This is a genomic window from Zafaria sp. Z1313 (genome assembly GCF_050563205.1).
GTDB lineage: Bacteria > Actinomycetota > Actinomycetes > Actinomycetales > Micrococcaceae > JAZDCJ01.
Genome location: NZ_JBNWUK010000026.1, coordinates 1 through 21395, shown reverse-complemented (window position 1 = coordinate 21395; position 21395 = coordinate 1). Strand labels below are relative to the sequence as shown.

The following is a 21395-nucleotide window of genomic DNA, read 5'->3' as shown; positions in this document are numbered from 1 at the left end:
GAGGGTGTTTCATAGAGTGTGTAAGGGTCCGGTCTCTAACTGGGGTGTGACCTGTGGTTTCACCCCTTTGAAAGGACGGGCCTCATGGCAGATACCAACACCATTCCGAACCCTCTTGAAGGCGTTCTCAGCGCCGATCAGATCGACGCCCTCGTCACCGCCGCGGAGGATCTCGGGCAGGGGCGCCACGGCGTCGAGGAGCTGCTGGCGCGAATGACCCGCGCGGTCCTGGAACGGAGCCTGGAGACCGAGATGAGCGACCACCTCGGCTACGAGTCCGGGGACCCCGCCGGGGCCGGGACGGGAAACTCGCGCAACGGCAAGACCACCAAGAACGTGCAGACCCTGCAGGGGCCGGTGCAGATCACCGTGCCACGGGATCGGAACGGCTCCTTCGCGCCGGTCATTGTGCCCAAGCGGTCCCGCCGGCTGGGCAAGGTCGAGGACATGATCCTCTCGCTCTACGCCCGTGGGATGAGCACCCGCGACATCGGGGCCCACCTCGAGGAGATCTACGGGGCCAAGGTCTCCGCCGCGACGATCTCCCGGGTCACCGACGTCATCGCCGACGAGGTCGCCCAATGGCAGAACCGGCCGCTGGAAGCGGTGTATCCGATCGTCTACATCGACGCGATCTGGCTGAAGATCCGTGACGGCGGGGTCGTGGCGAACAGGGCCTGCCACATCGCCGTGGGCGTGGACGTCGAGGGCCGCAAGCAGGTCCTGGGCCTGTGGCTGGGCGCTTCGGAGGGGGCGAAGTTCTGGGCCAACGTGCTCACCGAGATCCGCAATCGCGGCGCCACGGACATCCTGGTCCTGTGTTGCGACGGGCTGAGCGGCCTGCCGGCGGCGGTGAACAGCATCTACCCGCAGACCGTGGTCCAGACGTGCGTGGTGCACCTGCTGCGCTCGGCGATGCGCTACGCCTCCTACGGGGACCGCAAGGCGATGGCCAAGGACATGCGTCCGATCTACACGGCTCCGACCGTGCAGGCCGCGGAGCTGGCCATGGAGGCCTTCGCCGAGGCCTGGCAGGCCAAGGCCCCCGGGGCGGTGCTGGCGTGGAGGAACGCGTGGGAGGACTTCACCCCGTTCCTGGCGTTCACACCCGAGATACGCAAGGTCATCTACACCACGAACCAGATCGAATCGATCAACTACCAGCTCCGGAAGATCACCAAGACCAGGGGCTCGTTCCCCTCCGACGACGCGGCGCTCAAGCTGGTCTACCTGGGGATCCGGAACATCGAGACCACCCGCGGAGGCGAGCTCGGAACCGGCACCCAGGGATGGCACCAGGCCCTGAACGCCTTCGCCGTCCAATTCCCCAACCGACTCCCGATCTGACCACCCGGCAGAGCGGATCACCGACCGGTCCCTTACACGGAAAACTTGACACCCCCCTACGTGGGCCTCGGCCAGAGCGGCCACGCCGGCTTCTACGCCGCGGCCACCGCGAGCGCCCTGGTCGAAGGCCAGACGGTGTGGGTCGCCACCGGCAACTCCACCGGCACCACGGCCGCCGGACGCACCGCCCCGCTGTCCGCCGACGGCAGCTTCTCGCTGACGCTCACCGTCCCGGCCGGCGCGGCCTCCGGCTTCACCGTCTACACGTCCAAGGCCCACGGCCAGGGAACGACGAACACGAGCCAGAACGTGCGCGTCCAGCTCTCCGCGACCCAGGCCGGCACCGGGACGGGCACCCCGTCCACGGGCGGGAACACGGGCGGCAGCACCGGCGGCAACACCGGAACGAACACCGGCACCGGCACGACCGTCACGACGGGCTCCACCGGCACCACCACGCAGGACACCAAGCCCGTCTACGAGACGGTCTGCCTGTCCAACGCCGTGTCCGGCGCGACCCTCACCTGGGGCGTCAAGGACTCGTTCCGCAACTACATCCGCAGCGGCATCGCCCAGGGCGGCTGGACCATCAACTGCGCCAGCTACAACGGCTCCGACTTCGTCTTCACCGGCGGAACCGGCAGCTACTCGACCGCGAACCGCACCGGTTGGGCCCAGTTCGGCGGCTCCCGTCCACTTCACCGGACACGACGGCGTGCTGGACCTGCGCATCTCCAACCTGCACCTGCAGCAGAGCGGCCCCGCGACCGGTTCGCTGATCGCCAACGTGACCTCCTCTGACATGGACGGCAACAAGTTCAGCCGCGCCGGCGTCGTCATCGGCACCGTCAAGCTCGGCGGGGCCTCCGTGGGCTCGCGGCAGGTCGGCGCCTCCCACGCCCCGGTCACCCTGACCGCGGCCGGAACGGCGGCGTTCGCCGGCTTCTACGAGGCCGGAGAAGCGCTCGACGCCCTCAGCGTCACCCTGCCGCTGGGCCAGGCGAGCGATGGCCGCCAGGTCCTCGTCAAGGACGGGACGGGCATCTACGCGACCGGCGGCACGGTGGGCTCCCCGCTCGCCGCGACCGGCGCCGAGGGCAACGGGCTGGCCCTGACCGGCCTCGGCTCCCTCCTGCTCGGCGCGCTGCTCCTGGTGGCCCACCGCCGCCGGGCCACCGCCTAGCACCGAGGCGCCCCGGCGTCGTCAGCTTCCCCCGGCGCCTCCTCCCCCGCCGTGACCGCGCCTCCGGCCTCCCCGAGCGCCGCCGCGAAGATCGACCCCCACTTCCTCGAGGGCCCGTCCACCGCGGCCACCGTCACCGAGATCGTGCCCCTGGACCCCCCCCGTTACCTTTTTCGTGGCCTGCTGATCGGCGATGATCAGGGGGCGGGTAGCCAGCCGGCTCCGGCATGATGTCTGCCCCCAGTCCTTCATGATCCGGGGGGTGTAGTCACCGGAGCCGGTACTGGCGGTCACGGATCGCTAATAGAAGCACGCCCGAGTCCGGGGTCTGCGTAACGTGGATGTGAACGTCACCGCCTAGTGGCCGCCCAGGATCTGGTCCACGAATCGAAGGTGACTGCCATGAAAGACCAGCCTGTCCTGTTCATCGGCATGGACGTCGGCAAAAGCGAACACCACGCCACCGCGCTCACGGCCGACGGGACGATCGTCCACAACAAGACACTGTCCCAGTCGGAACCGGGAATCAGGGAACTCTTCGAACGCCTCGGGCGCGAGCACGGTCGCTGTCTCGTGGTCGTGGACCAGCCGAAAACCATCGGGGCGCTGCCCGTGGCGATCGCCCAGTCGATCGGCATCGACGTGGCGTATCTCCCGGGCCTGACGATGCGCCGCGTCGCAGACCTCCATCCAGGACAGGCGAAGACGGATGCGAGGGACGCGTTCATCATCGCCGACACCGCCCGCACGATGCCCCACACGCTCCGGAGCATCACCGTCAGCGAGGAGAACATCGCCGAACTCTCGATGCTCTGCGGTTTCGACGACGATCTCGCCGCCCAGGCGACTCAGGTCAGCAACCGGCTCCGCGGGCTCCTGACGCAGATCCACCCGTCGCTGGAACGCGTCCTCGGGCCGCGGTTGTCCCACCCTGCCGTGACCGACCTGCTCATGCGCTATCCCAGTCCGGCAGCGCTGAAGAGCGCCGGCCGGGGCCACGTGCGGGCCCGCCTAAGGAAACAGACCCCACGAATGGCCGCACGCCTGACCGAGGACATCTTCGCCTCCCTGGCCGAGCAGACGGTCGTCGTGGCCGGAACCAACGCGGCCGCGAAAGTCACCGGCCGGCTGGCCGAACAACTCCAGCAACTGCACCGCCAGCGGGTCGAGATAGGCGAGGAGATCCTCCAGGCGGTCGATGCCCACCCTCTCACCGAGGTCCTGACGTCGATGCCCGGCATCGGCGTCAGGACCTCCGCGAGGATCCTCACCGAAGTCGTCGGCAAGGACTTCAAGTCATCCGCGCACCTCGCCTCGTACGCCGGGGTCGCGCCGGTAACCCGGCGATCCGGAACCTCGATCCGAGGCGAACAATCTTCGCGCCGCGGCAACAAGGTCCTCAAACGCGCCCTGTTCCTCTCCGCGTTCGCGGCGCTCCACGACCCGGAATCCCGCGCCTACTACGACCGCAAACGAGCCCAAGGCAAACGACACAACCAAGCCCTGATCGCTCTCGCCCGACGGCGCTCGGACGTCCTCTTCGCCATGCTCAGAGACGGAACCTTCTACGAGCGCAGGAACCACCCGCTCCCCGAAGCGGCTTGACGAAAACCATAGAAGCACCCCCCCCCCCCCGCCGAGACGGCAAGCGGACGTCCTACTTGGGACGGCTCACGGGGGAACTGCCGAGCGTCCAGGCGGGCCATCATTCCGCCCCGGGCAAACACGACGGCCACCCACAAAACGCGTGCCATACCCCGCGCAGAGAACCACAACCGGAGGCCCCCATGCCCACCAGCGAAACCAACTCCCGACAGACCGGGACCCCAACGGGCCGGGACGCCCCCGATCCCGAGGACGACCGGAAGCCGGACAGCCCCGCCGAGGTCGACAAGCCCTCCTGGAAATACATCCTCAAGCGCACGGTCCGCGAGTTCTCCAAAGACCAGTGCACCGACCTGGCCGCGGGGCTGACCTACTTCGGCGTCCTTTCCCTCTTCCCCGCCTTGCTGGCTCTCGTCTCGCTCCTAGGGGTGGTCGGCCAGGCCGAACAAACCACGCAGACGCTGCTGCAGACCCTCGAGACCCTCGCTAACCCCTCCGTGGTGGACACGCTCCGCCAACCGATCCAGCAACTCACCAGCGCCCCCGCGGCCGGCCTTGCCCTGGTCGCAGGCCTCGCGGGCGCGATCTGGTCGGCCTCCGGATACGTCGGAGCGTTCGGCCGCGCGATGAACCGGATCTACGAGGTCGACGAGGGCCGCCCCTTCTACAAGCTGCGCCCCGTGATGCTCGCCATCACCGTCGTGCTGCTGCTCATGGCCGTGCTCATGGCCATCCTCCTGGTGGTCTCGGGCCCGGTGGCCCAAGCCATCGGCGACTCCATCGGCCTCGGTGCCACCGCCGTGACGGTGTGGAACATCGCGAAGTGGCCGGTCCTGGTGGCCTTCGCGATCCTCATGATCGCCGTGCTGTACTACGCGACGCCCAACGTGAAGCAGCCGAAGTTCCGCTGGATGAGCCTCGGCGCGCTCATCTCCCTGGTCGTCCTGGCCGTCGCCACGCTCGGGTTCTTCTTCTACGTGTCCAACTTCGGCAACTACAACAAGACCTACGGCGCCATCGGCGGAATGATCGTGCTGCTGCTGTGGATCTGGATCGCGAACATCTCCTTGCTCTTCGGCGCCGAGTTCGACGCCGAAACGGAACGCGGCCGTCAGCTCCAGGGCGGGATCGAGGCCGAGGAAACGATCCAGCTCCCGCCCCGGGACACCAAGGCCAGCGACAAGAAGGACGCCCAGGAACGAAAGGACCACGCCGAAGGCCGGACCCTCCGGCAAAAGCACGAGAACGACGGCGCTTCGGGCGCCGGAACCTAGAACCACGCTGGTGTGCACGCCCCCACGCCATCACCGCGGCAGCTTGTAGAGGGTGAGTGTGGGGATCGCCCTGGGACCGGCGGGCAGACCTTCGATCAGGGCATGCAAGGTGCTTGCCCTATTCGAGTCCGCCTCGGAACCCTTGACGGAACCGGCGCGGAGGTACCAGTGGACGGTCTCGCGGCTCTCGCAGGACCAGCCGCTCACGGGAGGACCTCTGCGTCATAGCGGTGGTAGAACACGGTTCGACGCTGGTAGAACGGAGCATGGCCATCGACGCGTTTGAACCCCACCCGATCGTCCGCCTTCTCGGCAAGCCCGCGGCCGACTTCACCGGCGCAGACCTCGTGCGGGCGATCGAACAGCTGGGACTGCACCAGGTGAACCTGCGCTACGTTGGCGGCGACGGGCGTCTGAAAACCCTGGCCTTCCCCATCAACTCGCGCGACCACCTCCTCGAGGTGCTGACCCGAGGCGAGCGCGTGGACGGCTCGAGCGTCTTTGCCGGCACCCAAACCGAGAACAGTGACGTCTACGTCGTTCCGCGCCACCGCACCGCCTTCGTCAATCCCTTCGGCGAGCGGTGCTCGCTGGACGTGCTGTGCTCCTTCTACGACGAGTCCGGAAACCCACTGTCCTACGCGCGCGAGCAGATCGTGCGCCGCGCCGCCGAGGTCCTGACGCGGGAAACCGGCATGACCCTCGAAGCCTTCGGCGAGTTGGAGTACTACCTCGTGGACAAGCCCGAGCCCATCTATCCCGTCGAAGAGGAGCGCGGCTACCAGGAGTCGGGACCCTTCTCCAAGGGAGAACGGATCCGAGAGCAGGTGCTGGGCCACCTTTGTGCCATGGGGGTGCCGCTGAAGTACGCCCACGGCGAGGTCGGCAACATCCTCGAGGACGAACGGCAACTGGTCCAGCACGAGATCGAGCTCCAACCCGTGCCCCTGGAGCAGGCAGCCGACAACCTCGTCCTGGCGAAGTGGGTGGTGCGCGAGGTCGCCCACTCCCACGGCCTCGAAGCGACGTTTGCCCCTTCGGTGAGCGGCAAGGGCGCGGGAAACGGCCTGCACATCCACAGCCGGCTGGTGCGCGACGGCGCCAGCGCCATCGTCGGCACGGAGGAAATCAACGACACGGGGCGCCGGCTGATCGCCGGCTACCTTGCGGCGGCCAGGGCGCTGACTGCGTTCGGCAATACGGTCCCCACGTCCTACTTGCGATTCGCCGACGGCGGCGAGTCGCCCGAGGGCATCTGCTGGGGCATGAGGGACCGCTCCGGCCTGGTCCGGGTTCCACTGGCCTGGGGCGGGAACGTGCTGGCCGGCATGGTCGCCCACGCCAATCCCGGCAGCACCGAGCCCGTCCCCGAATCCGCCACGCACCCCCAGACCGTCGAGCTCCGGCTCGGCGACGGCTCAGCTGATGTGCACCTGCTGCTGGCCGGGATGGCCGTCGGGGCGAAGCGCGGGCTCAGTGATCCGGGCAGCTTGGAGTTGGCAGAGCGGCTCAGTACCGCCAACCACGACGACTTCGAGCAACTGCCTACTTCATGTGCGGAGTCGGCCGACGCGCTCGAGGCCGAGCGCGAAGTTTTCGAGGCCGACGGCGTCTTCCCCAGCGCGCTCATCGACGCCGTGCTCGCCGGTTTACGCGACACCGACGACGCCGTGCTGGTCGGGGAGCTCGCGGAAGACGAGGCCGCTCGTGAGGAGCTCATTCGCCGTCACTGGCACGTCGGCTGAATCCGGCTGGCTTTCGAGCCGTTGAACCGTGCTGGGAAAGGAGGCCGGCACTGACCGGCGGTCCACCAGACGCCGGCCCGAATAACCCCCTGCGCCCAATAACCCGATGCCCTCTGCGTCCGGATGCTGACATACGCACAGGGGAACTGTCTCGCAAGCGGCAAGTGGCAAGACACTCCTATGGAGACACGCGTCCCTCAGGCGTTCCCCAGCGCTAGCTGGCATGCACTGCATGCCGCTTTAGGACGGATTCCGGAAGCGATGCTCAGCGGCGCGGACCGTCTTTGGGTTCCTGTGCCCCGACCGCCATCTGTCCAAAACCCAAGGATCCCCCCGACGACAATCACGGTCGCTCCTCGGCGCGCTGTCACCGGCTTGCCGCGAGCTCCTCTAGTCCCCGGCCTCGATCTCCACGAGCAGATCGCCGCCCTGGACCTGGAGGGTTCCGTCGATGGCGATGCGCGTGACCTTGCCCGCCACGGCGGACGTGATCGCCGCCTCCATCTTCATGGCCTCGATGGTCGCGACCGTCCCGCCGGCCTCGACCGTGTCGCCCACGGCGACCGTCGGGGACACCGCGCCGGCGAACGGGGCCGCGACATGCCCGCTGTTCGACGGATCGGCCTTCTCGGCGGCCTTCACCGTCGACTCCACCCCGCGGTCGCGGACGGTGATCTGCCGCATCTGCCCGTTGAGGGTGCACATCACCGAGCGCATGCCCTTCTCGTCGGGCTCGGAGATCGCCTGCAGCGTCGCGAGCAGCCGCACGCCCTTGCCGAGCGACACGGTGTGCTCGCGGTTCATCGTGAGCCCGTACAGGTAGTCGCGCGTGTGGAGCTTGGACACGTCGCCGTATTCCGCCGCGGACTTCTCGAAGTCGCGGGTCGGGCCCGGGAACAGGAGCCGGTTCAGGGTCCGCCGGCGGGTGTCCGAGTCGCCCCTGAGGGCCGCGGAGTCCTCCGCGGAGAGCTCCTCGATCCGGGTCCGGACCGTCCGGCCCTCGAGGGCCTTGGTGCGGAAGGGCTCGGGCCAGCCGCCGGGCGGGTCCCCGAGCTCCCCGGAGAGGAACTGGATGACGGACTCGGGGATGTCGAAGGCCTTCGGGTTCGCCTCGAACTCCGCCGGATCCACGTTCATGCCCACGAGCTGCAGCGCCAGGTCCCCGACGACCTTCGAGGACGGGGTGACCTTCACCAGCCGGCCCAGGATCCTGTTCGCCGCCGTGTACATGTCCTCGATCGCCTCGAACCGCTCGCCCAACCCGAGCGCGATCGCCTGCTGGCGGAGGTTCGAGAGCTGCCCGCCGGGGATCTCGTGCCGGTAGACCCGGCCCGTGGGGCCGGCGAGGCCGGACTCGAACGGCGCGTAGAGCGCGCGCACCGACTCCCAGTAGGGCTCCAGGGCCGCGGCCGCCTCCAACTCGATCCCGGTGTCGCGCTCGGTGTTCGCGAGCGCGGCGACCAGCGCCGAGGACGAGGGCTGGGACGTGGTCCCGGCCATGGACGCGACGGCGACGTCGACGGCGTCGACCCCGGCGTCGACCGCGGCCATGAGCGTGGCGAGCTGGCCGCCGGCCGTGTCGTGGGTGTGCAGGTGGACGGGCAGGTCGAAGCGCTCGCGCAGCGCGCGCACCAGCTTCGCCGCGGCGGCCGGGCGCAGCAGCCCCGCCATGTCCTTGATCGCCAGGATGTGCGCCCCGGCGTCGACGATCTCCTGGGCGAGGCCCAGGTAGTAGTCCAGCGTGTACAGGTCCTCGGCCGGGTCCAGCAGGTTGCCCGTGTAGCACAGGGCGACCTCGGCGACCGCGGTCCCCGTCTCCCGGACCGCCTTGATGGCCGGGGCCATCTGCGACACGTCGTTGAGCGCGTCGAAGATCCGGAAGATGTCGATCCCGGTCGCGGCGGCCTCCTTGACGAACGCGTCGGTGACCTCGGTGGGGTACGGGGTGTACCCCACGGTGTTCCTGCCGCGCAGCAGCATCTGCAGCGGGATGTTCGGCAGCTCCGCGCGCAGCAGCTCCAGCCGCTTCCAGGGGTCCTCGCCCAGGAAGCGCAGCGCGACGTCGTACGTCGCCCCGCCCCAGACCTCCATCGAGAACAGCTGCGGCAGCGTGTGCGCGAACGCCGGGGCCGCCGCCAGCAGGTCCCGGGTGCGCACCCGGGTGGCCAGCAGCGACTGGTGCGCGTCGCGGAACGTGGTGTCCGTGACCGCGACGGCGGTCTGCGCCCGCAGGGCGGCGGCGAAGCCCTCGGGGCCGAGCTCCAGGAGCCGCTGGCGCCACCCTGCGGGCGGCTGGTGCTCGGACGGGCCGTCGAACGGGGAGCGGAACGGCTCCTCCGACTTGTCCCCGGGGTAGTGCGGGAGCTTGTCGCGCGGGTCCAGGCCTTCGCGGCGCGGGCCGTTGGGCCGGTTCACGGTCACGTCGGCCAGGAACGTCAGGGCCTTGGTGCCGCGGTCCTGCGAACGGTGGCCCTCCAGCAGGTCCGGGCGCGAGTCGATGAAGTCGGTGGCCACGTCGCCGGAGAGGAACTGCGGATCGCCCAGGACGTTCATGAGGAACGGGATGTTCGTGGCGACGCCGCGGACCCGGAACTCGGCCAGCGCGCGGCGCGCCCGGCGCACGGCCATGTCGTAGTCCCGCCCGCGGCAGGTGAGCTTCACGAGCATCGAGTCGAAGTGCGGGGACACCTCGGCGCCGGTGTAGATGGTCCCGCCGTCCAGGCGCACCCCGGATCCGCCGGCCGAGCGGTACACGGTGATGGTGCCCACGTCCGGGCGGAAGCCGTTGGACGGGTCCTCCGTGGTGATGCGGCACTGCAGCGCCGCGCCGCGGATCCGCAGGTCCTCCTGCCGGATGTCCAGGTCCTCGAGCGTCTCGCCGGCGGCGATGCGCATCTGCGCGGACACCAGGTCCACGTCCGTGATCTCCTCGGTGACCGTGTGCTCGACCTGGATGCGCGGGTTCATCTCAATGAACACGTGCTGCCCGGCCCGCTCCCCGACCGTGTCCACGAGGAACTCGACGGTGCCGGCGTTCTGGTACTCCAGCGCCTTCGCGAACTTCACCGCGTCCGCGTACAGGGCCTGGCGGATCCCCTCGTCCAGGTTCTGCGCCGGGGCGATCTCGATGACCTTCTGGTGCCGGCGCTGCAGCGAGCAGTCGCGCTCGAAGAGGTGCACCACGTTGCCGGCGCCGTCCGCGAGGATCTGCACCTCGATGTGCCGCGGGCGCAGCACGGCCTGCTCGAGGAACACGGTCGGGTCCCCGAACGCGCTCCCGGCCTCGCGCATCGCGGCGGACAGCGCCTCGGGCAGCGCGTCGCGGGTGTCCACGCGGCGCATCCCGCGACCGCCTCCGCCGGCGACGGCCTTGACGAAGAGCGGGAACCCGATCTTGTCCGCCTCGGAAATCAGGGTGTCGACGTCGTCGCTGGGCTCGGAGGAGTTCAGGACCGGAACGCCGGCCTTCTTCGCGGCCTTCAGCGCCGCGACCTTGTTGCCCGCGAGCTCGAGCACGTCCGCGGGCGGGCCGATGAACGTGATGCCGGCCTCCGCGGCCGCGCGCGCCAGGCCCGGGTTCTCCGACAGGAAGCCGTACCCGGGGTAGATCGCGTCCGCCCCGCACTCCTTGGCCACGCGGATGATCTCCGCGACGTCCAGGTACGCGCGGACCGGGTGGCCCTCTTCGCCGATCTGGTAGGCCTCGTCGGCCTTCTGGCGGTGGATGGACCCGCGGTCCTCGTACGGGAAGACCGCGACGGTCTTGGCGCCCAGCTCGTAGCCGGCGCGGAAGGCCCGGATGGCGATTTCGCCACGGTTGGCGACCAGAACCTTCGAAAACATGGGACTCCTCTGTCGAAAACGTCGTTGTTACCGCGCGGATCCCGGGTGGGATGCGGGCATGGCGGGCCGGGGCGGGCGGGTGTGGCGGCGCCGCCGGGCCTGCTGGTGGTTGTGCCGGCACCCCGGCCGGGTGTCGGGTTACAGGTCGCGGACGATGACGACGTCGAGCCGTCGCGGTCCGTGGACGCCCTCGACCCGTTCGAGTTCAATGTCGCTGGTCGCGCTGGGGCCGGAGATCCACGTCTGCGGGCGCGTGGAGTCCAGCCGCGGCAGGGCCTCCGGGAGGATCTGGACGATCGAGGACGCGGCAACCACGCAAATGTGGTGGTCCGGGATCAGGCTGATCGCACGCCGCCCCTGGTCCGGGTCGCCGTCGAGCACGATGGTTCCGGACTCGGCGACGGACACGGTGCTGGAGGTCAGGACCGCGGCGGTGGCGTCCAGCTCGGCCAGGGTGAGCGGGGCCTCGATGCTGTCGGTGCGTCGGCGGGAGTCGTTTGCCAGCGCGGGGTGGTCCAGCCAGGCCGGCTCCAGCCCGGGCGGGACGACGTAGCTGGTGGCGCCGGATAGCAGGTCCGCCAGGGTCTCGGGCAGTGCCGAGGCGTCGATGGTGCGCACCCCGGCCTTGTAGTCGAGCAGCCGGTCGACGTGCTGCTCGATCAGGGCCTCGGTATCCAGGTCGCCTTTCAGCCGGTGGGTCTGCGGGATGGGCGGGGCCTTTGGGGCGTCCTTGAGCGCCCCGCGCAGCCGGTCCATGATCTCTTGGCGCGCGCTCATTTGGCGTCCTCCTGGGGGTCCGTGCCGGATGCGGGGTTCGGGTGGTCCTTGGCCCACCCGTCGCGGAAGGACTTGGACGGCGGGGCGGGGATGTCGCGGCTGCTGGTCCAGCCGGCGGCGATGCCGGGCAGGCGCTTGATCTTCTTGGCCCTGCCCGCGGCGAGGCGTCCCAGCGGGAGGGCCTTCTCGAGCAGTCCCAGGTGCTTGCCGGAGGCGAACGCCCAGGAGGCCCCGGTCATCATGAGGTCCATCTGGTTGGGGATCCTGCGCTTTTCGTGTTGGGCCTCGACGTCCTGGGCGCGCAGTTCGACGAGGATCTCCGGGATGTTGATCTTGACCGGGCAGGCGTCGTAGCAGGCCCCGCACAGCGAGGAGGCGTAGGGCAGCGAGCCGTTCTCCTCGGACATGATGCCGGTGAGCAGGGGCGAGAGGATCGCGCCGATGGGTCCGGGGTAGGTGGAGCCGTAGGCGTGCCCGCCGGTGCGTTCGTAGACGGGGCAGACGTTCATGCAGGCGCTGCAGCGGATGCAGTGCAGGGCGGCCCGGCCCATCTCGTCGGCGAGGGCGGCGCTGCGTCCGTTGTCCAGCATCACGAGGTGGACGCTGGTCGGGCCGTCGCCGGCGGTGGTGCCAGTCCAGAACGAGGTGTAGGGGTTCATCCGCTCGCCGGTGGAGGACCGCGGGAGCAGCTGCATGAACACGCCCACATCGGACCAGGCCGGGAGCAGCTTCTCCACGCCCATCACGGTGATCAGGGTTTCGGGGAGGGTCAGGCACATGCGCCCGTTGCCCTCGGACTCCACCACGCCGAGTGTCCCGGTCTCGGCGATGGCGAAGTTCGCGCCGGACACGGCGACCTTGGCGTCGAGGAACTTCCGGCGCAGGTACGCCCGGGCGGCGCCGGCCAGCAGCGCCGGGTCGTCGGTGAGGGCGGGGTCGACGCCGGGCATTTCGGACAGGAAGATGTCGCGCACCTCCGTGCGGTTCTTGTGGATCGCGGGGACCAGGATGTGGCTGGGCTTGTCATGCCCGAGCTGGACGATCAGTTCGGCCAGGTCGGTTTCCAGGGCGGTTATGTCCTCGGCCTCCAGGTGTTCGTTGAGCCCGATCTCCTGGGTGGCCATCGACTTGACCTTGACCACGTCCGTGGAGCCGGTCGCGCGGATCAGGTCGGTGACGATCCGGTTGGCCTCGGCCGCGTCGCGGGCCCAGTGGATGGTGCCGCCGCGGGCCGTGAAGTTCGCCTCGAACTGCTCCAGCAGCTCGGGCAGCCGCGCCATGACGTTCTCCTTGACGGCGGACCCGGCGTTGCGCAGGTCCTCCCAGTCCGGGAGTTCGGACACCACCCTCAGCCTTTTGTCGCGGATGGTGTGGGTGGCGTGGCGCAGGTTGGCGCGCAGCTGCGGCTTGCCGAGCTCGCGGCGCGCGGCGGTGGGGAAGGACTCGCTGGCGTGCAGGTTGCCGGTGCCGAAGACGGGGAGGGACGGCATGCCCAGGAACGTCCCGCTCATCGTCGTGCCCCGATCCGGGCGGCCGTGTCCCCGGCGGCGGACGCCGGGTGCTCCCGGGTGCTGGCCAGGATCTCCGCGAAGTGCAGGGTGCCGGCGGCGCTGGCGGTGCGGGAGAGCCCGCCGCCGATGTGCAGCAGGCACGAGGCGTCGCCCCCGGTGCAGATGTCGGCGCCGGTGGAGTCGATCGCGGCGGTCTTGTCCGCGAGCATCGCGGAGGAGACCTCGGGGTTCTTCAGCGAGAACGTGCCCCCGAATCCGCAGCACTGGTCCGCCTCCGGCAGTTCGACCACGTCGATGCCGCCGACCGAGCGCAACAGGTCCAGCTGGCGGTCTCCGAGGCGCAACACCCGCATGCCGTGGCACGACGGGTGGTACGTGACGCGGTGCGGGAAATGCGAGCCCAGCTGGGCGGCCGCGTCGGTCACGCCGAGGACGTCGGTCAGCAGCTGGGACAGCTCGTAGGTCTTGGCGCCCACCGCGCGGGCGTCCGCCTCCAGCGTATTGTCGCCGCAGCGCTTCGCCAGCATCGGGTGCTGGTGCTTCACGGAGGCCACGCAGGAGCCCGACGGCGCGACGGCGACGTCGTAGTCCCCGTTTCCGAAGGCCTCGACGTGGTTCCGCACCACCGGCAGCGCCTTGTCGAAGTAGCCGCTGTTCAGGTGCATCTGCCCGCAGCAGGCCTGGCCCGCGGGGAACACGACCTCGTGGCCGAGCCGCTCCAGGATGGCCACCGTGGCCCGGGCGGTGTCAGGGTACATGGCATCGACGATGCAGGTGGCGAAGAGTGCGATTCTCATGAAGCGCCTTTCGGAAGTGTGGCAGACCACACGACCGCGTGTGGTCAGACCATAGTAGGCACGAAAGCGGGGCCGCGTCCAGCGCCGCAAGTCAGGCGGCATTCTGGTGACGACCCTCACATTCTTCGAGAATGTGCGCTACTCTGGCGTGGTTGGACCATAGTGGTCCGACCATAATGCTTCCCATCCCAGGGCACAGGCCCGGATCCAGGCACAGGCCGGATCCTTCCTGCGGGAACTTGGTCAGAGAGGACCAGAATTGTGGACAACCTAGCGGTACTTTCCCTCCTTGCGTTGGCTCCGATCCTCGTGGTCGGCGTGCTGCTCGCCGGGTTCCGGTGGCCGGCCAAATACGCCATGCCCGTCGGCTACGTCGTCGCCGTGGTGGTGGCCCTCACGGTGTGGCAGATGGACTTCGCCGGCGTGCTCGCCGCCTCGCTGGAGGGCCTGATCGTCGCCGGCACCATGCTCTACATCGTGTTCGGCGCGCTCCTGCTACTGGCGACCCTTTCCGCGGGCGGGGCGATGTCCGCGATCCGCGCCGGGTTCAACAACATCTCCCCCGACCGCCGGATCCAGGCGATCATCATCGGTTGGCTCTTCGGCAGCTTCATCGAGGGCGCCTCCGGCTTCGGCACCCCGGCCGCCGTCGTCGCGCCGCTGCTGCTGGCCATGGGCTTCCCCGCCATGGCCGCCGTGATGGTGGGCCTGGTCATCCAAAGCACGCCCGTGAGCTTCGGAGCCATCGGCACCCCTATCCTCATCGGCGTCAACCAGGGGCTCGGCGGAGACCCGGCCGTGGCCGAACGCATCAACGTGCTCGGCCTGACCATGCCCGAATACGTGAACTCCATCGGATTCCAGGTCGCGGCCATCCACGCCATCGTCGGCCTGCTCATCCCGCTGATGATGGTCTGCATGCTCACCGGGTTCTTCGGCCCGGACCGGCGCTTCCGCGACGGACTGGCCGTCTGGCCCTTCGCCATCTACGCGTCCCTGGCCATGACCGTCCCCTCCATCCTGACCGCACGCTTCCTCGGGCCCGAGTTCCCCTCGCTGTTCGGCGGCCTGATCGGCCTCGCGCTGGTCATGCTCACCTCCAGCCGGGGATTCCTGATGCCCAAGGACACCTTCGACTTCGGCCCGCGGTCGGCCTGGTCCGAGCGCTGGATGGGCACCCTCGACCCGACAAAGGCCGTCGACACGAGCTTCCACATGAGCCCCCTGCGCGCCTGGGCCCCCTACATCCTCATGGGCTCGCTGCTGGTCGCCAGCCGCGCGATCCCGGAACTCAAGACGTTCCTGACCGGCCTCGCCATGCCCGTGACGGACATCCTCGGCACCGGCATCAGCACCGGCATCCAGCCCTTCTACCTCCCGGGCTTCGTGCTCATCCTCGCCTCGGTGTTCGCCTTCGTCCTGCACCGGATGAAACGCCAGGAGATCCTCCGCGCCGTCAAGGTCTCCGCCGGCCAGCTGGCGGGCACCGCCGTCGCACTGCTCTTCGCGGTGCCCCTGGTGCGCATCCTCATCCAGTCCGGCCCGGAGCTCAACTCATCCGGGCTGTCCAGCATGCCCGTGACCCTCGCCGAGGGCGCCGCCGCGGTTTCCGGTGGATCCTGGCCGCTCATCGCCCCGTGGATCGGAGCGCTGGGCGCGTTCGTCGCCGGCTCCAACACGGTCTCCAACCTGACCTTCTCGCAGTTCCAGTTCTCCACCGGCGCCCAGATCGGGGTCCCGCCGGAGCTGGTCGTCGCGGCGCAGGCGGTCGGCGGGGCCGGAGGCAACCCAATCTCCATCCACAACATCGTCGCCGCCTCCGCGACCGTCGGCCTGCTGGGACGGGAGGGCGACCTCCTACGCCAAACCATCTTCGTCACCACCTACTACTGCCTGGCCGGCGGCATCGTCGCCTTCCTCTTCATCCACGGGCTCGGAATGAACCTCGGCACCGTCATGCTGGCCCTGCTCCTCACCGCCATCGCCCTGACCATCCGGTGGATGCTCAAGCAGACGCCGCCCCCCGCGGCCAGCCACACCGGGATCCGGGCCGACAAGTCCTAACTCCGGCATCCGAGGCCAACGGACGGCCCGCCCCACCACGGGCGGGCCGTCCGTTGGCACATGGGAGAATGGACCAGTGACCATCGAGGAATCCAAGCCCGTCTCGGCCCCGCGCGCCTACGAGGCCGTGCTCCACGCCATCGAGGCCGAGCTACGCTCCGGGGCACTCAAACTCGGGGACCAGCTGCCCGGGGAACGAACCCTGGCCGAACGGCACGGACTCTCCCGCGCCTCGGTCCGCGACGCCATCCGCATCCTCGACGTGCACGGCGTCGTCCGCACGTCCACCGGCTCGGGACCCAACGCCGGTGCGGTCATCATCTCCGAGCCGGCCGCCGGACTGGCCTCCGCGCTGCGGCTACACGTGGCCACCCGCCAGCTGAGCGTCGCCGAGATCGTCCAGACCCGCATCCTGCTCGAGACCGGGGCCGCCGAAGCCGCCACCATCGACCGCGAGGACCCCTCGACCCGGACGAAGCTCGACGAGGCCGCCGCGCTCCTGGACCAAATGGACGACCCCACGCTGGGCCGGGTCGACTTCCACGCGCTCGACGCCCGCTTCCACGTGCTGCTGTCCTCGCTGGCGGGCAACGCGGTCATCGAGGCCATGATGGAGTCCCTGCGCCTGTCCATCAGCGACTACGTGGCCGAGTCGGTCCGCAGCGACGAGGCCTGGGAGCCCGTGGCCGAGGTGCTCCGGCACCAGCACCACGACATCCTCGCCGCCGTGTCCGCCGGGGAAGGCAAACTGGCCGCCAGGCTGCTCCGCGAACACATCGAATGGTTCTACGCCGAAACCCAACACTGAGCCGCCGGTCCGGCGCGATAGGCCGGAAACGGGACAACCCGAACCCTCGGTTCGACGTCGGTCAGCGAACTCCCCCGAGCCGGGGCACCCCATGGCCCCGGGACGCAGGCCGGACGCCCACCGCATGGCGCGGACCCGGACCCGCGCTCAGTATCCAGCGGCCGATCTGCTCCCCACACGGGCCTTGCGCGTCGCCACAGCGAGTGCCGAGTCGACCAGGTAATCGTTCAACCGGATCGAAGCCGCCGCCGCCGCGTCGACGTCCCGGACCACGATGCCGCGCAGCATCGCCAAATGCAGGTCCTTTCCCGCACGGACCTCCTCCAGGGGATCCATGATGTGGGCCAGCCAGAACTTCCGCGACAGACCCTGAAGCGGGGTCATGGCGTCGGCGAGGTACTCGTTGTGCGACGCCTCGCACAAGAGCCCGTGGGTTTCCCTGACGGCCGCGACGTACGCCTCCAGCTCGTCCAGCTCCGCCATCTCCTCGGTCAGCACCGCGACCTTGGCCAGCTCGACGGCGGAGGCACGCTCGCAGGCCAGGGCCACGGCGAGCGGCTCCATGACGCGGCGGACCTCCAGCCGGCGCAACTGCTCCTCCACCGAGTTGATGGGGATCTCGATCCCGCGTCCCGGCCGGATGCGGACCAAGTGGTCGCGGTCCAGCCGCTGGACCGCCTCCCGCAACGGGGTGCGACCGACACCGACCTGGTCCACGAGACCGCTTTCGGTGTGGAACGCGCCCGGAGCCAACCGTCCGGTCTCAATCATCTCCGCGAGTAGCACGTATGCCTCGTCGGCCTTTGTCATAGCACTCCCCTTCGGCTCTCAGGCTACACAATAGACGGACGCATACTCTTGATATATTCCGCGTATACGGGCTACGCTGGCCGAGTCGTCGTGACCCCGATCACTTGGAGGATCGCCTTGAAGTACCGTCCCGCCCACGAGCCGAGTCCGTTGCCCTATTCCCCGTTCAAGAGCTGCACCGTGCCCCGGCCCATCGGATGGCTTTCGAGCGTGAGCGCGGACGGCGTGGAGAACATCGCCCCGTACAGCCAGTGGCAGAACCTCACGTTCGACCCGCCGATGGTCATGTTCTCCGCCAACCAGTACCCCGACGGACGGCGCAAGGACACCGTCATCAACGCCGAGACCACCGGATGGTTCGTCTGGAACATGGCCACCTACCCGCTGCGCGACGCGGTCAACAAGAGCGCGATGGCGCTCGGGCCCGAGGAAAGCGAGTTCGACCACCTCGGACTCACCCGCGTCTACGCCGACAACCACCCCGTCCCGATGGTCCAGGAGAGTCCGGTGAAGTTCGAGTGCAAGTACCACTCGACCCACCGGGTGCCGGGGAAGTCCACGGTCGGGACGGTCGACATCGTCTTCGCCACGGTGGAGACGATCCACATCGACGACGAGGTCATCACCGTCGACGGACGACTGGACATCGGGAGGATCGAACCGATCGCCCGCCTGGGGTACTTCGACTACACGGTGGTCCGCGAAACATTCGAGATGCGCGTTCCCGGCGCGGACAAGGACGCGCAACTGGGCCTGGAGGGGCGAGCCGCATGAGCGAGGCAAGCATGGTCCAACAAAAGGAAAAGACCCCCAACTCCACGGCCCAGCGCGTCCGGGACCTGGTCGCCGTCAACTTCGGCAATTCGCTCGAGTGGTACGACTGGACGATCTACTCCATCTTCGCCCCCTACTTCGCCGTCCAGTTCTTCCAGCCGGACAACGCGGCGTCCGCGCTCCTGGCGACCTTGGCGGTCTTCGCCGTCGGCTTCGTCACGCGGCCGCTGGGCGGCTTCCTCTTCGGCGCGTACGCGGACCGGGTCGGACGCCGCAAGAGCCTCACGCTCGCGATGATGCTCACCGCGTTCGGCAGCCTCGTCATCGCGTTCGCACCGACCTACGGCTCGGTGGGAATCGCCGCGTCCGTCATCCTGCTCCTCGCCCGGCTCGTCCAGGGGCTGGCCCACGGCGGGGAGATGGGCACGTCCGTGACCTACCTGGTCGAGCGCGCGCCGCGGGGCCGGCGCGCCCTGTTCGGCAGCACGTCCTGGTTCAGCGTCGTGCTCGGCACCATTCTGGCCACCGTGACCGGCCTCGTGCTGACCGCCAACCTCTCCGAGTCCGACGTCCGCGAGTGGGGTTGGCGCGTCGCCTTCGGCATCGGCGGCACGCTGGGTCTCTACGCGCTGTACCTCCGCCGTCGGCTGACTGAGACCGACGCCTTCGAGGAGGCATCGAAGAACGCCGGCGCCGGGACGCACGAGACCGCGGCCGAACCCCGCAAGCCTCGGCTCCTGGACCACTGGAAGGCCATCCTCGTGGTCTTCGGCCTGTCGGCCGGCGGCTCGATCATGTTCTACACCTGGCTCATCTTCATGCCCACCTACGCCCAGCTCCAGCACGGACAGGACCCCTCCAGCGCCCTCACCGCAAGCCTCATCGCACAGGTGTACTTCCTCGGCGCCGTCCTCCTGGCCGGGTGGCTCGGCGACCGCATCGGCCGCAAACCCCTGGTCATCGCCTTCGGCCTCGTATTCGTCGCACTGACCATCCCCATCCACGGCCTCGTCGACGGCAGCTTCTCCGGACTGCTCCTGGCTCTGCTCGCCGCACTGACCGGCCTCGCCCTCCTTTTCGGAGTCAACGGCGCCATCTGGGCCGAGGTGTTCCCCACGAGGGTCCGCGCAGCCGGCGTCGCCGGGCCGCTCTCCCTCGCCACCGCCATCTTCGGCGGCACCGCCCCGTACATCAACGCCGCCCTTTCCCAGAGCGGACGCCAGGACTGGTTCCTCTACTACCTCATCGCCGTTGCCGCTATCACCCTGCTCACCGGCATCCTGATGAAGGAAACGAAGGACAGCAGTCTGGTCCGCGGCACATAGCCCCCAGCCGTTCAGCAACTATCCCGCCCCCTGGGGCGCCCACGTTCGACAGCCCGGGTCTTGACTTCCGTTACAGGACCCGGGCCAGTTGCACGCCCGGTGGGAGAACTCGGCGCATCACCCACCGCACCTTTGCGCCAGCAGACGGCACAGAACAGGGAGAGCTTCCTAATCACCACATAGTTGCTAGTCAGAGGTCGATAAAAAGTCGGACCCGTTGTCGGTCGTGATCCGGTCGCCGCCGCGGTAGACCGGGGCGCGAACCCGGGACCAAGGAAACCCTCCACGTCGGCCGGGCACATCCGTATGCTCGACGGGCTGAAACCGCCGCGCCTGTCCCCGGGGATGGCCTCACCCGCTCTCCGTCGACGTCCGGCCATGCGGGGCACCGACGGGCTTGGACTCGGACGAGCCGCGCTGGCGCAGCTAGGTGGACAGCACCACCATGCTGCCCACCGCAAACAGTTCGGACTGCCGGTTCTGCAGGGTCCGGTTCCGGAACTCCGTGGACACCGCGTACTCCATCCACCCCATCCCGGGTTCCCCGTGACGGGCGTCCTCGTCGTTGAACACCACCAGTCCGGCCACGATCTGCACCCACCAGGAGAGCAGGAACACGGCCTTCATGACCAGCAGGAGCGAGTTCGAGTACACGAACCGCCGCCACCCGCCCGCCTTCTCCTATGCCGTCGAGTCCGCCTGCGCGTGCCCCGTTACCTTTTTCGTGGCCTGCTGATCGGCGATGATCAGGGGGCGGGTAGCCAGCCGGCTCCGGCATGATGTCTGCCCCCAGTCCTTCATGATCCGGGGGGTGTAGTCACCGGAGCCGGTACTGGCGGTCACGGATCGCTAATAGAAGCACGCCCGAGTCCGGGGTCTGCGTAACGTGGATGTGAACGTCACCGCCTAGTGGCCGCCCAGGATCTGGTCCACGAATCGAAGGTGACTGCCATGAAAGACCAGCCTGTCCTGTTCATCGGCATGGACGTCGGCAAAAGCGAACACCACGCCACCGCGCTCACGGCCGACGGGACGATCGTCCACAACAAGACACTGTCCCAGTCGGAACCGGGAATCAGGGAACTCTTCGAACGCCTCGGGCGCGAGCACGGTCGCTGTCTCGTGGTCGTGGACCAGCCGAAAACCATCGGGGCGCTGCCCGTGGCGATCGCCCAGTCGATCGGCATCGACGTGGCGTATCTCCCGGGCCTGACGATGCGCCGCGTCGCAGACCTCCATCCAGGACAGGCGAAGACGGATGCGAGGGACGCGTTCATCATCGCCGACACCGCCCGCACGATGCCCCACACGCTCCGGAGCATCACCGTCAGCGAGGAGAACATCGCCGAACTCTCGATGCTCTGCGGTTTCGACGACGATCTCGCCGCCCAGGCGACTCAGGTCAGCAACCGGCTCCGCGGGCTCCTGACGCAGATCCACCCGTCGCTGGAACGCGTCCTCGGGCCGCGGTTGTCCCACCCTGCCGTGACCGACCTGCTCATGCGCTATCCCAGTCCGGCAGCGCTGAAGAG

Annotated in this window: 16 protein-coding genes and 1 pseudogene; 11 read left to right on the top strand and 6 right to left on the bottom strand. The window is 68.9% G+C overall.

Features of this window, described 5'->3' with window-relative positions:
• Positions 1-84 precede the first annotated feature (84 nt).
• From ACQ3I4_RS15580 to ACQ3I4_RS15555, 6 genes are all read left to right on the top strand, one after another.
• Complete coding sequence (locus ACQ3I4_RS15580) at positions 85-1347, top strand: IS256 family transposase (RefSeq protein WP_329864319.1); 1263 nt, start codon at positions 85-87, stop codon at positions 1345-1347.
• Between the two features lie 45 nt (positions 1348-1392).
• Positions 1393-2148: an HtaA domain-containing protein gene (locus ACQ3I4_RS15575; protein ID WP_430633875.1), complete on the top strand. Its 756-nt coding sequence runs from the start codon at positions 1393-1395 to the stop codon at positions 2146-2148.
• On the top strand, positions 2063-2530 hold the full coding sequence (locus ACQ3I4_RS15570) for an HtaA domain-containing protein (RefSeq protein WP_430633874.1): 468 nt from the start codon (positions 2063-2065) through the stop codon (positions 2528-2530). The genes ACQ3I4_RS15575 and ACQ3I4_RS15570 overlap by 86 nt, the downstream gene beginning before the upstream one ends.
• Positions 2531-2932: 402 nt before the next feature.
• On the top strand, positions 2933-4135 hold the full coding sequence (locus ACQ3I4_RS15565) for an IS110 family transposase (protein WP_329863967.1): 1203 nt from the start codon (positions 2933-2935) through the stop codon (positions 4133-4135).
• Between the two features lie 182 nt (positions 4136-4317).
• On the top strand, positions 4318-5409 hold the full coding sequence (locus ACQ3I4_RS15560) for a YihY/virulence factor BrkB family protein (protein WP_430633873.1): 1092 nt from the start codon (positions 4318-4320) through the stop codon (positions 5407-5409).
• Between the two features lie 266 nt (positions 5410-5675).
• A complete protein-coding gene (locus ACQ3I4_RS15555) occupies positions 5676-7154 on the top strand; it encodes a glutamine synthetase family protein (RefSeq protein WP_329863964.1) in 1479 nt (492 codons plus the stop codon).
• A gap of 390 nt (positions 7155-7544) precedes the next feature.
• On the opposite strand, the gene ACQ3I4_RS15550 is transcribed toward ACQ3I4_RS15555, so the two are convergent.
• The 4 genes from ACQ3I4_RS15550 to ACQ3I4_RS15535 all read right to left on the bottom strand — a co-directional run bounded on the left by ACQ3I4_RS15550 (position 7545) and on the right by ACQ3I4_RS15535 (position 14082).
• Entirely contained in the window at positions 7545-10997 is a 3453-nt protein-coding gene (locus ACQ3I4_RS15550) for a pyruvate carboxylase (RefSeq protein ID WP_329863962.1), read from the bottom strand.
• Between the two features lie 138 nt (positions 10998-11135).
• Complete coding sequence (locus ACQ3I4_RS15545) at positions 11136-11774, bottom strand: LutC/YkgG family protein (RefSeq protein WP_329863960.1); 639 nt, start codon at positions 11772-11774, stop codon at positions 11136-11138.
• The gene (locus ACQ3I4_RS15540) at positions 11771-13285 is read right to left on the bottom strand and encodes a lactate utilization protein B (RefSeq protein ID WP_329863958.1); all 1515 of its coding nucleotides are present in this window, start codon (positions 13283-13285) and stop codon (positions 11771-11773) included. Before ACQ3I4_RS15540 ends, ACQ3I4_RS15545 begins: the two co-directional genes overlap by 4 nt.
• Positions 13282-14082, bottom strand: coding sequence for a (Fe-S)-binding protein (locus tag ACQ3I4_RS15535; protein WP_329863957.1), 801 nt, complete (start codon positions 14080-14082; stop codon positions 13282-13284). The genes ACQ3I4_RS15540 and ACQ3I4_RS15535 overlap by 4 nt, the downstream gene beginning before the upstream one ends.
• A gap of 261 nt (positions 14083-14343) precedes the next feature.
• Here ACQ3I4_RS15535 and ACQ3I4_RS15530 point away from each other — a divergent pair, with 261 nt between their 5' ends.
• Entirely contained in the window at positions 14344-16146 is a 1803-nt protein-coding gene (locus tag ACQ3I4_RS15530) for an L-lactate permease (RefSeq protein ID WP_430633872.1), read from the top strand.
• Between the two features lie 76 nt (positions 16147-16222).
• Positions 16223-16954: a FadR/GntR family transcriptional regulator gene (locus ACQ3I4_RS15525; RefSeq protein ID WP_329863953.1), complete on the top strand. Its 732-nt coding sequence runs from the start codon at positions 16223-16225 to the stop codon at positions 16952-16954.
• A 147-nt stretch (positions 16955-17101) separates the two neighbouring features.
• On the opposite strand, the gene ACQ3I4_RS15520 is transcribed toward ACQ3I4_RS15525, so the two are convergent.
• A complete protein-coding gene (locus ACQ3I4_RS15520) occupies positions 17102-17764 on the bottom strand; it encodes a GntR family transcriptional regulator (RefSeq protein ID WP_329863951.1) in 663 nt (220 codons plus the stop codon).
• Positions 17765-17881: 117 nt separating this feature from the next.
• Between ACQ3I4_RS15520 and ACQ3I4_RS15515 the strand changes: the two genes are divergently transcribed.
• Positions 17882-18538, top strand: a complete 657-nt coding sequence (locus ACQ3I4_RS15515; RefSeq protein WP_329863972.1) for a flavin reductase family protein — start codon at positions 17882-17884, stop codon at positions 18536-18538.
• Entirely contained in the window at positions 18535-19863 is a 1329-nt protein-coding gene (locus ACQ3I4_RS15510) for an MFS transporter (RefSeq protein WP_329863949.1), read from the top strand. Before ACQ3I4_RS15515 ends, ACQ3I4_RS15510 begins: the two co-directional genes overlap by 4 nt.
• A gap of 426 nt (positions 19864-20289) precedes the next feature.
• Here ACQ3I4_RS15510 and ACQ3I4_RS15505 read toward each other — a convergent pair.
• Positions 20290-20529 (bottom strand): annotated as a pseudogene (locus tag ACQ3I4_RS15505) (DUF6766 family protein); the annotation flags it as partial.
• Positions 20530-20814: 285 nt separating this feature from the next.
• Between ACQ3I4_RS15505 and ACQ3I4_RS15500 the strand changes: the two are divergent.
• Positions 20815-21395 (top strand): IS110 family transposase (locus ACQ3I4_RS15500; protein ID WP_329863947.1); only part of this gene is annotated, 581 nt, incomplete at its 3' end.

Coding starts and splice junctions, on each gene's coding strand:
- ACQ3I4_RS15550 (WP_329863962.1), bottom strand. CDS start 10,997: ATGTTTTCGAAGGTTCTGGTCGCCAACCGTGGCGAAATCGCCATCCGG.
- ACQ3I4_RS15545 (WP_329863960.1), bottom strand. CDS start 11,774: ATGAGCGCGCGCCAAGAGATCATGGACCGGCTGCGCGGGGCGCTCAAG.
- ACQ3I4_RS15540 (WP_329863958.1), bottom strand. CDS start 13,285: ATGAGCGGGACGTTCCTGGGCATGCCGTCCCTCCCCGTCTTCGGCACC.
- ACQ3I4_RS15510 (WP_329863949.1), top strand. CDS start 18,535: ATGAGCGAGGCAAGCATGGTCCAACAAAAGGAAAAGACCCCCAACTCC.
- ACQ3I4_RS15565 (WP_329863967.1), top strand. CDS start 2,933: ATGAAAGACCAGCCTGTCCTGTTCATCGGCATGGACGTCGGCAAAAGC.
- ACQ3I4_RS15560 (WP_430633873.1), top strand. CDS start 4,318: ATGCCCACCAGCGAAACCAACTCCCGACAGACCGGGACCCCAACGGGC.
- ACQ3I4_RS15580 (WP_329864319.1), top strand. CDS start 85: ATGGCAGATACCAACACCATTCCGAACCCTCTTGAAGGCGTTCTCAGC.
- ACQ3I4_RS15535 (WP_329863957.1), bottom strand. CDS start 14,082: ATGAGAATCGCACTCTTCGCCACCTGCATCGTCGATGCCATGTACCCT.
- ACQ3I4_RS15555 (WP_329863964.1), top strand. CDS start 5,676: ATGGCCATCGACGCGTTTGAACCCCACCCGATCGTCCGCCTTCTCGGC.
- ACQ3I4_RS15520 (WP_329863951.1), bottom strand. CDS start 17,764: ATGACAAAGGCCGACGAGGCATACGTGCTACTCGCGGAGATGATTGAG.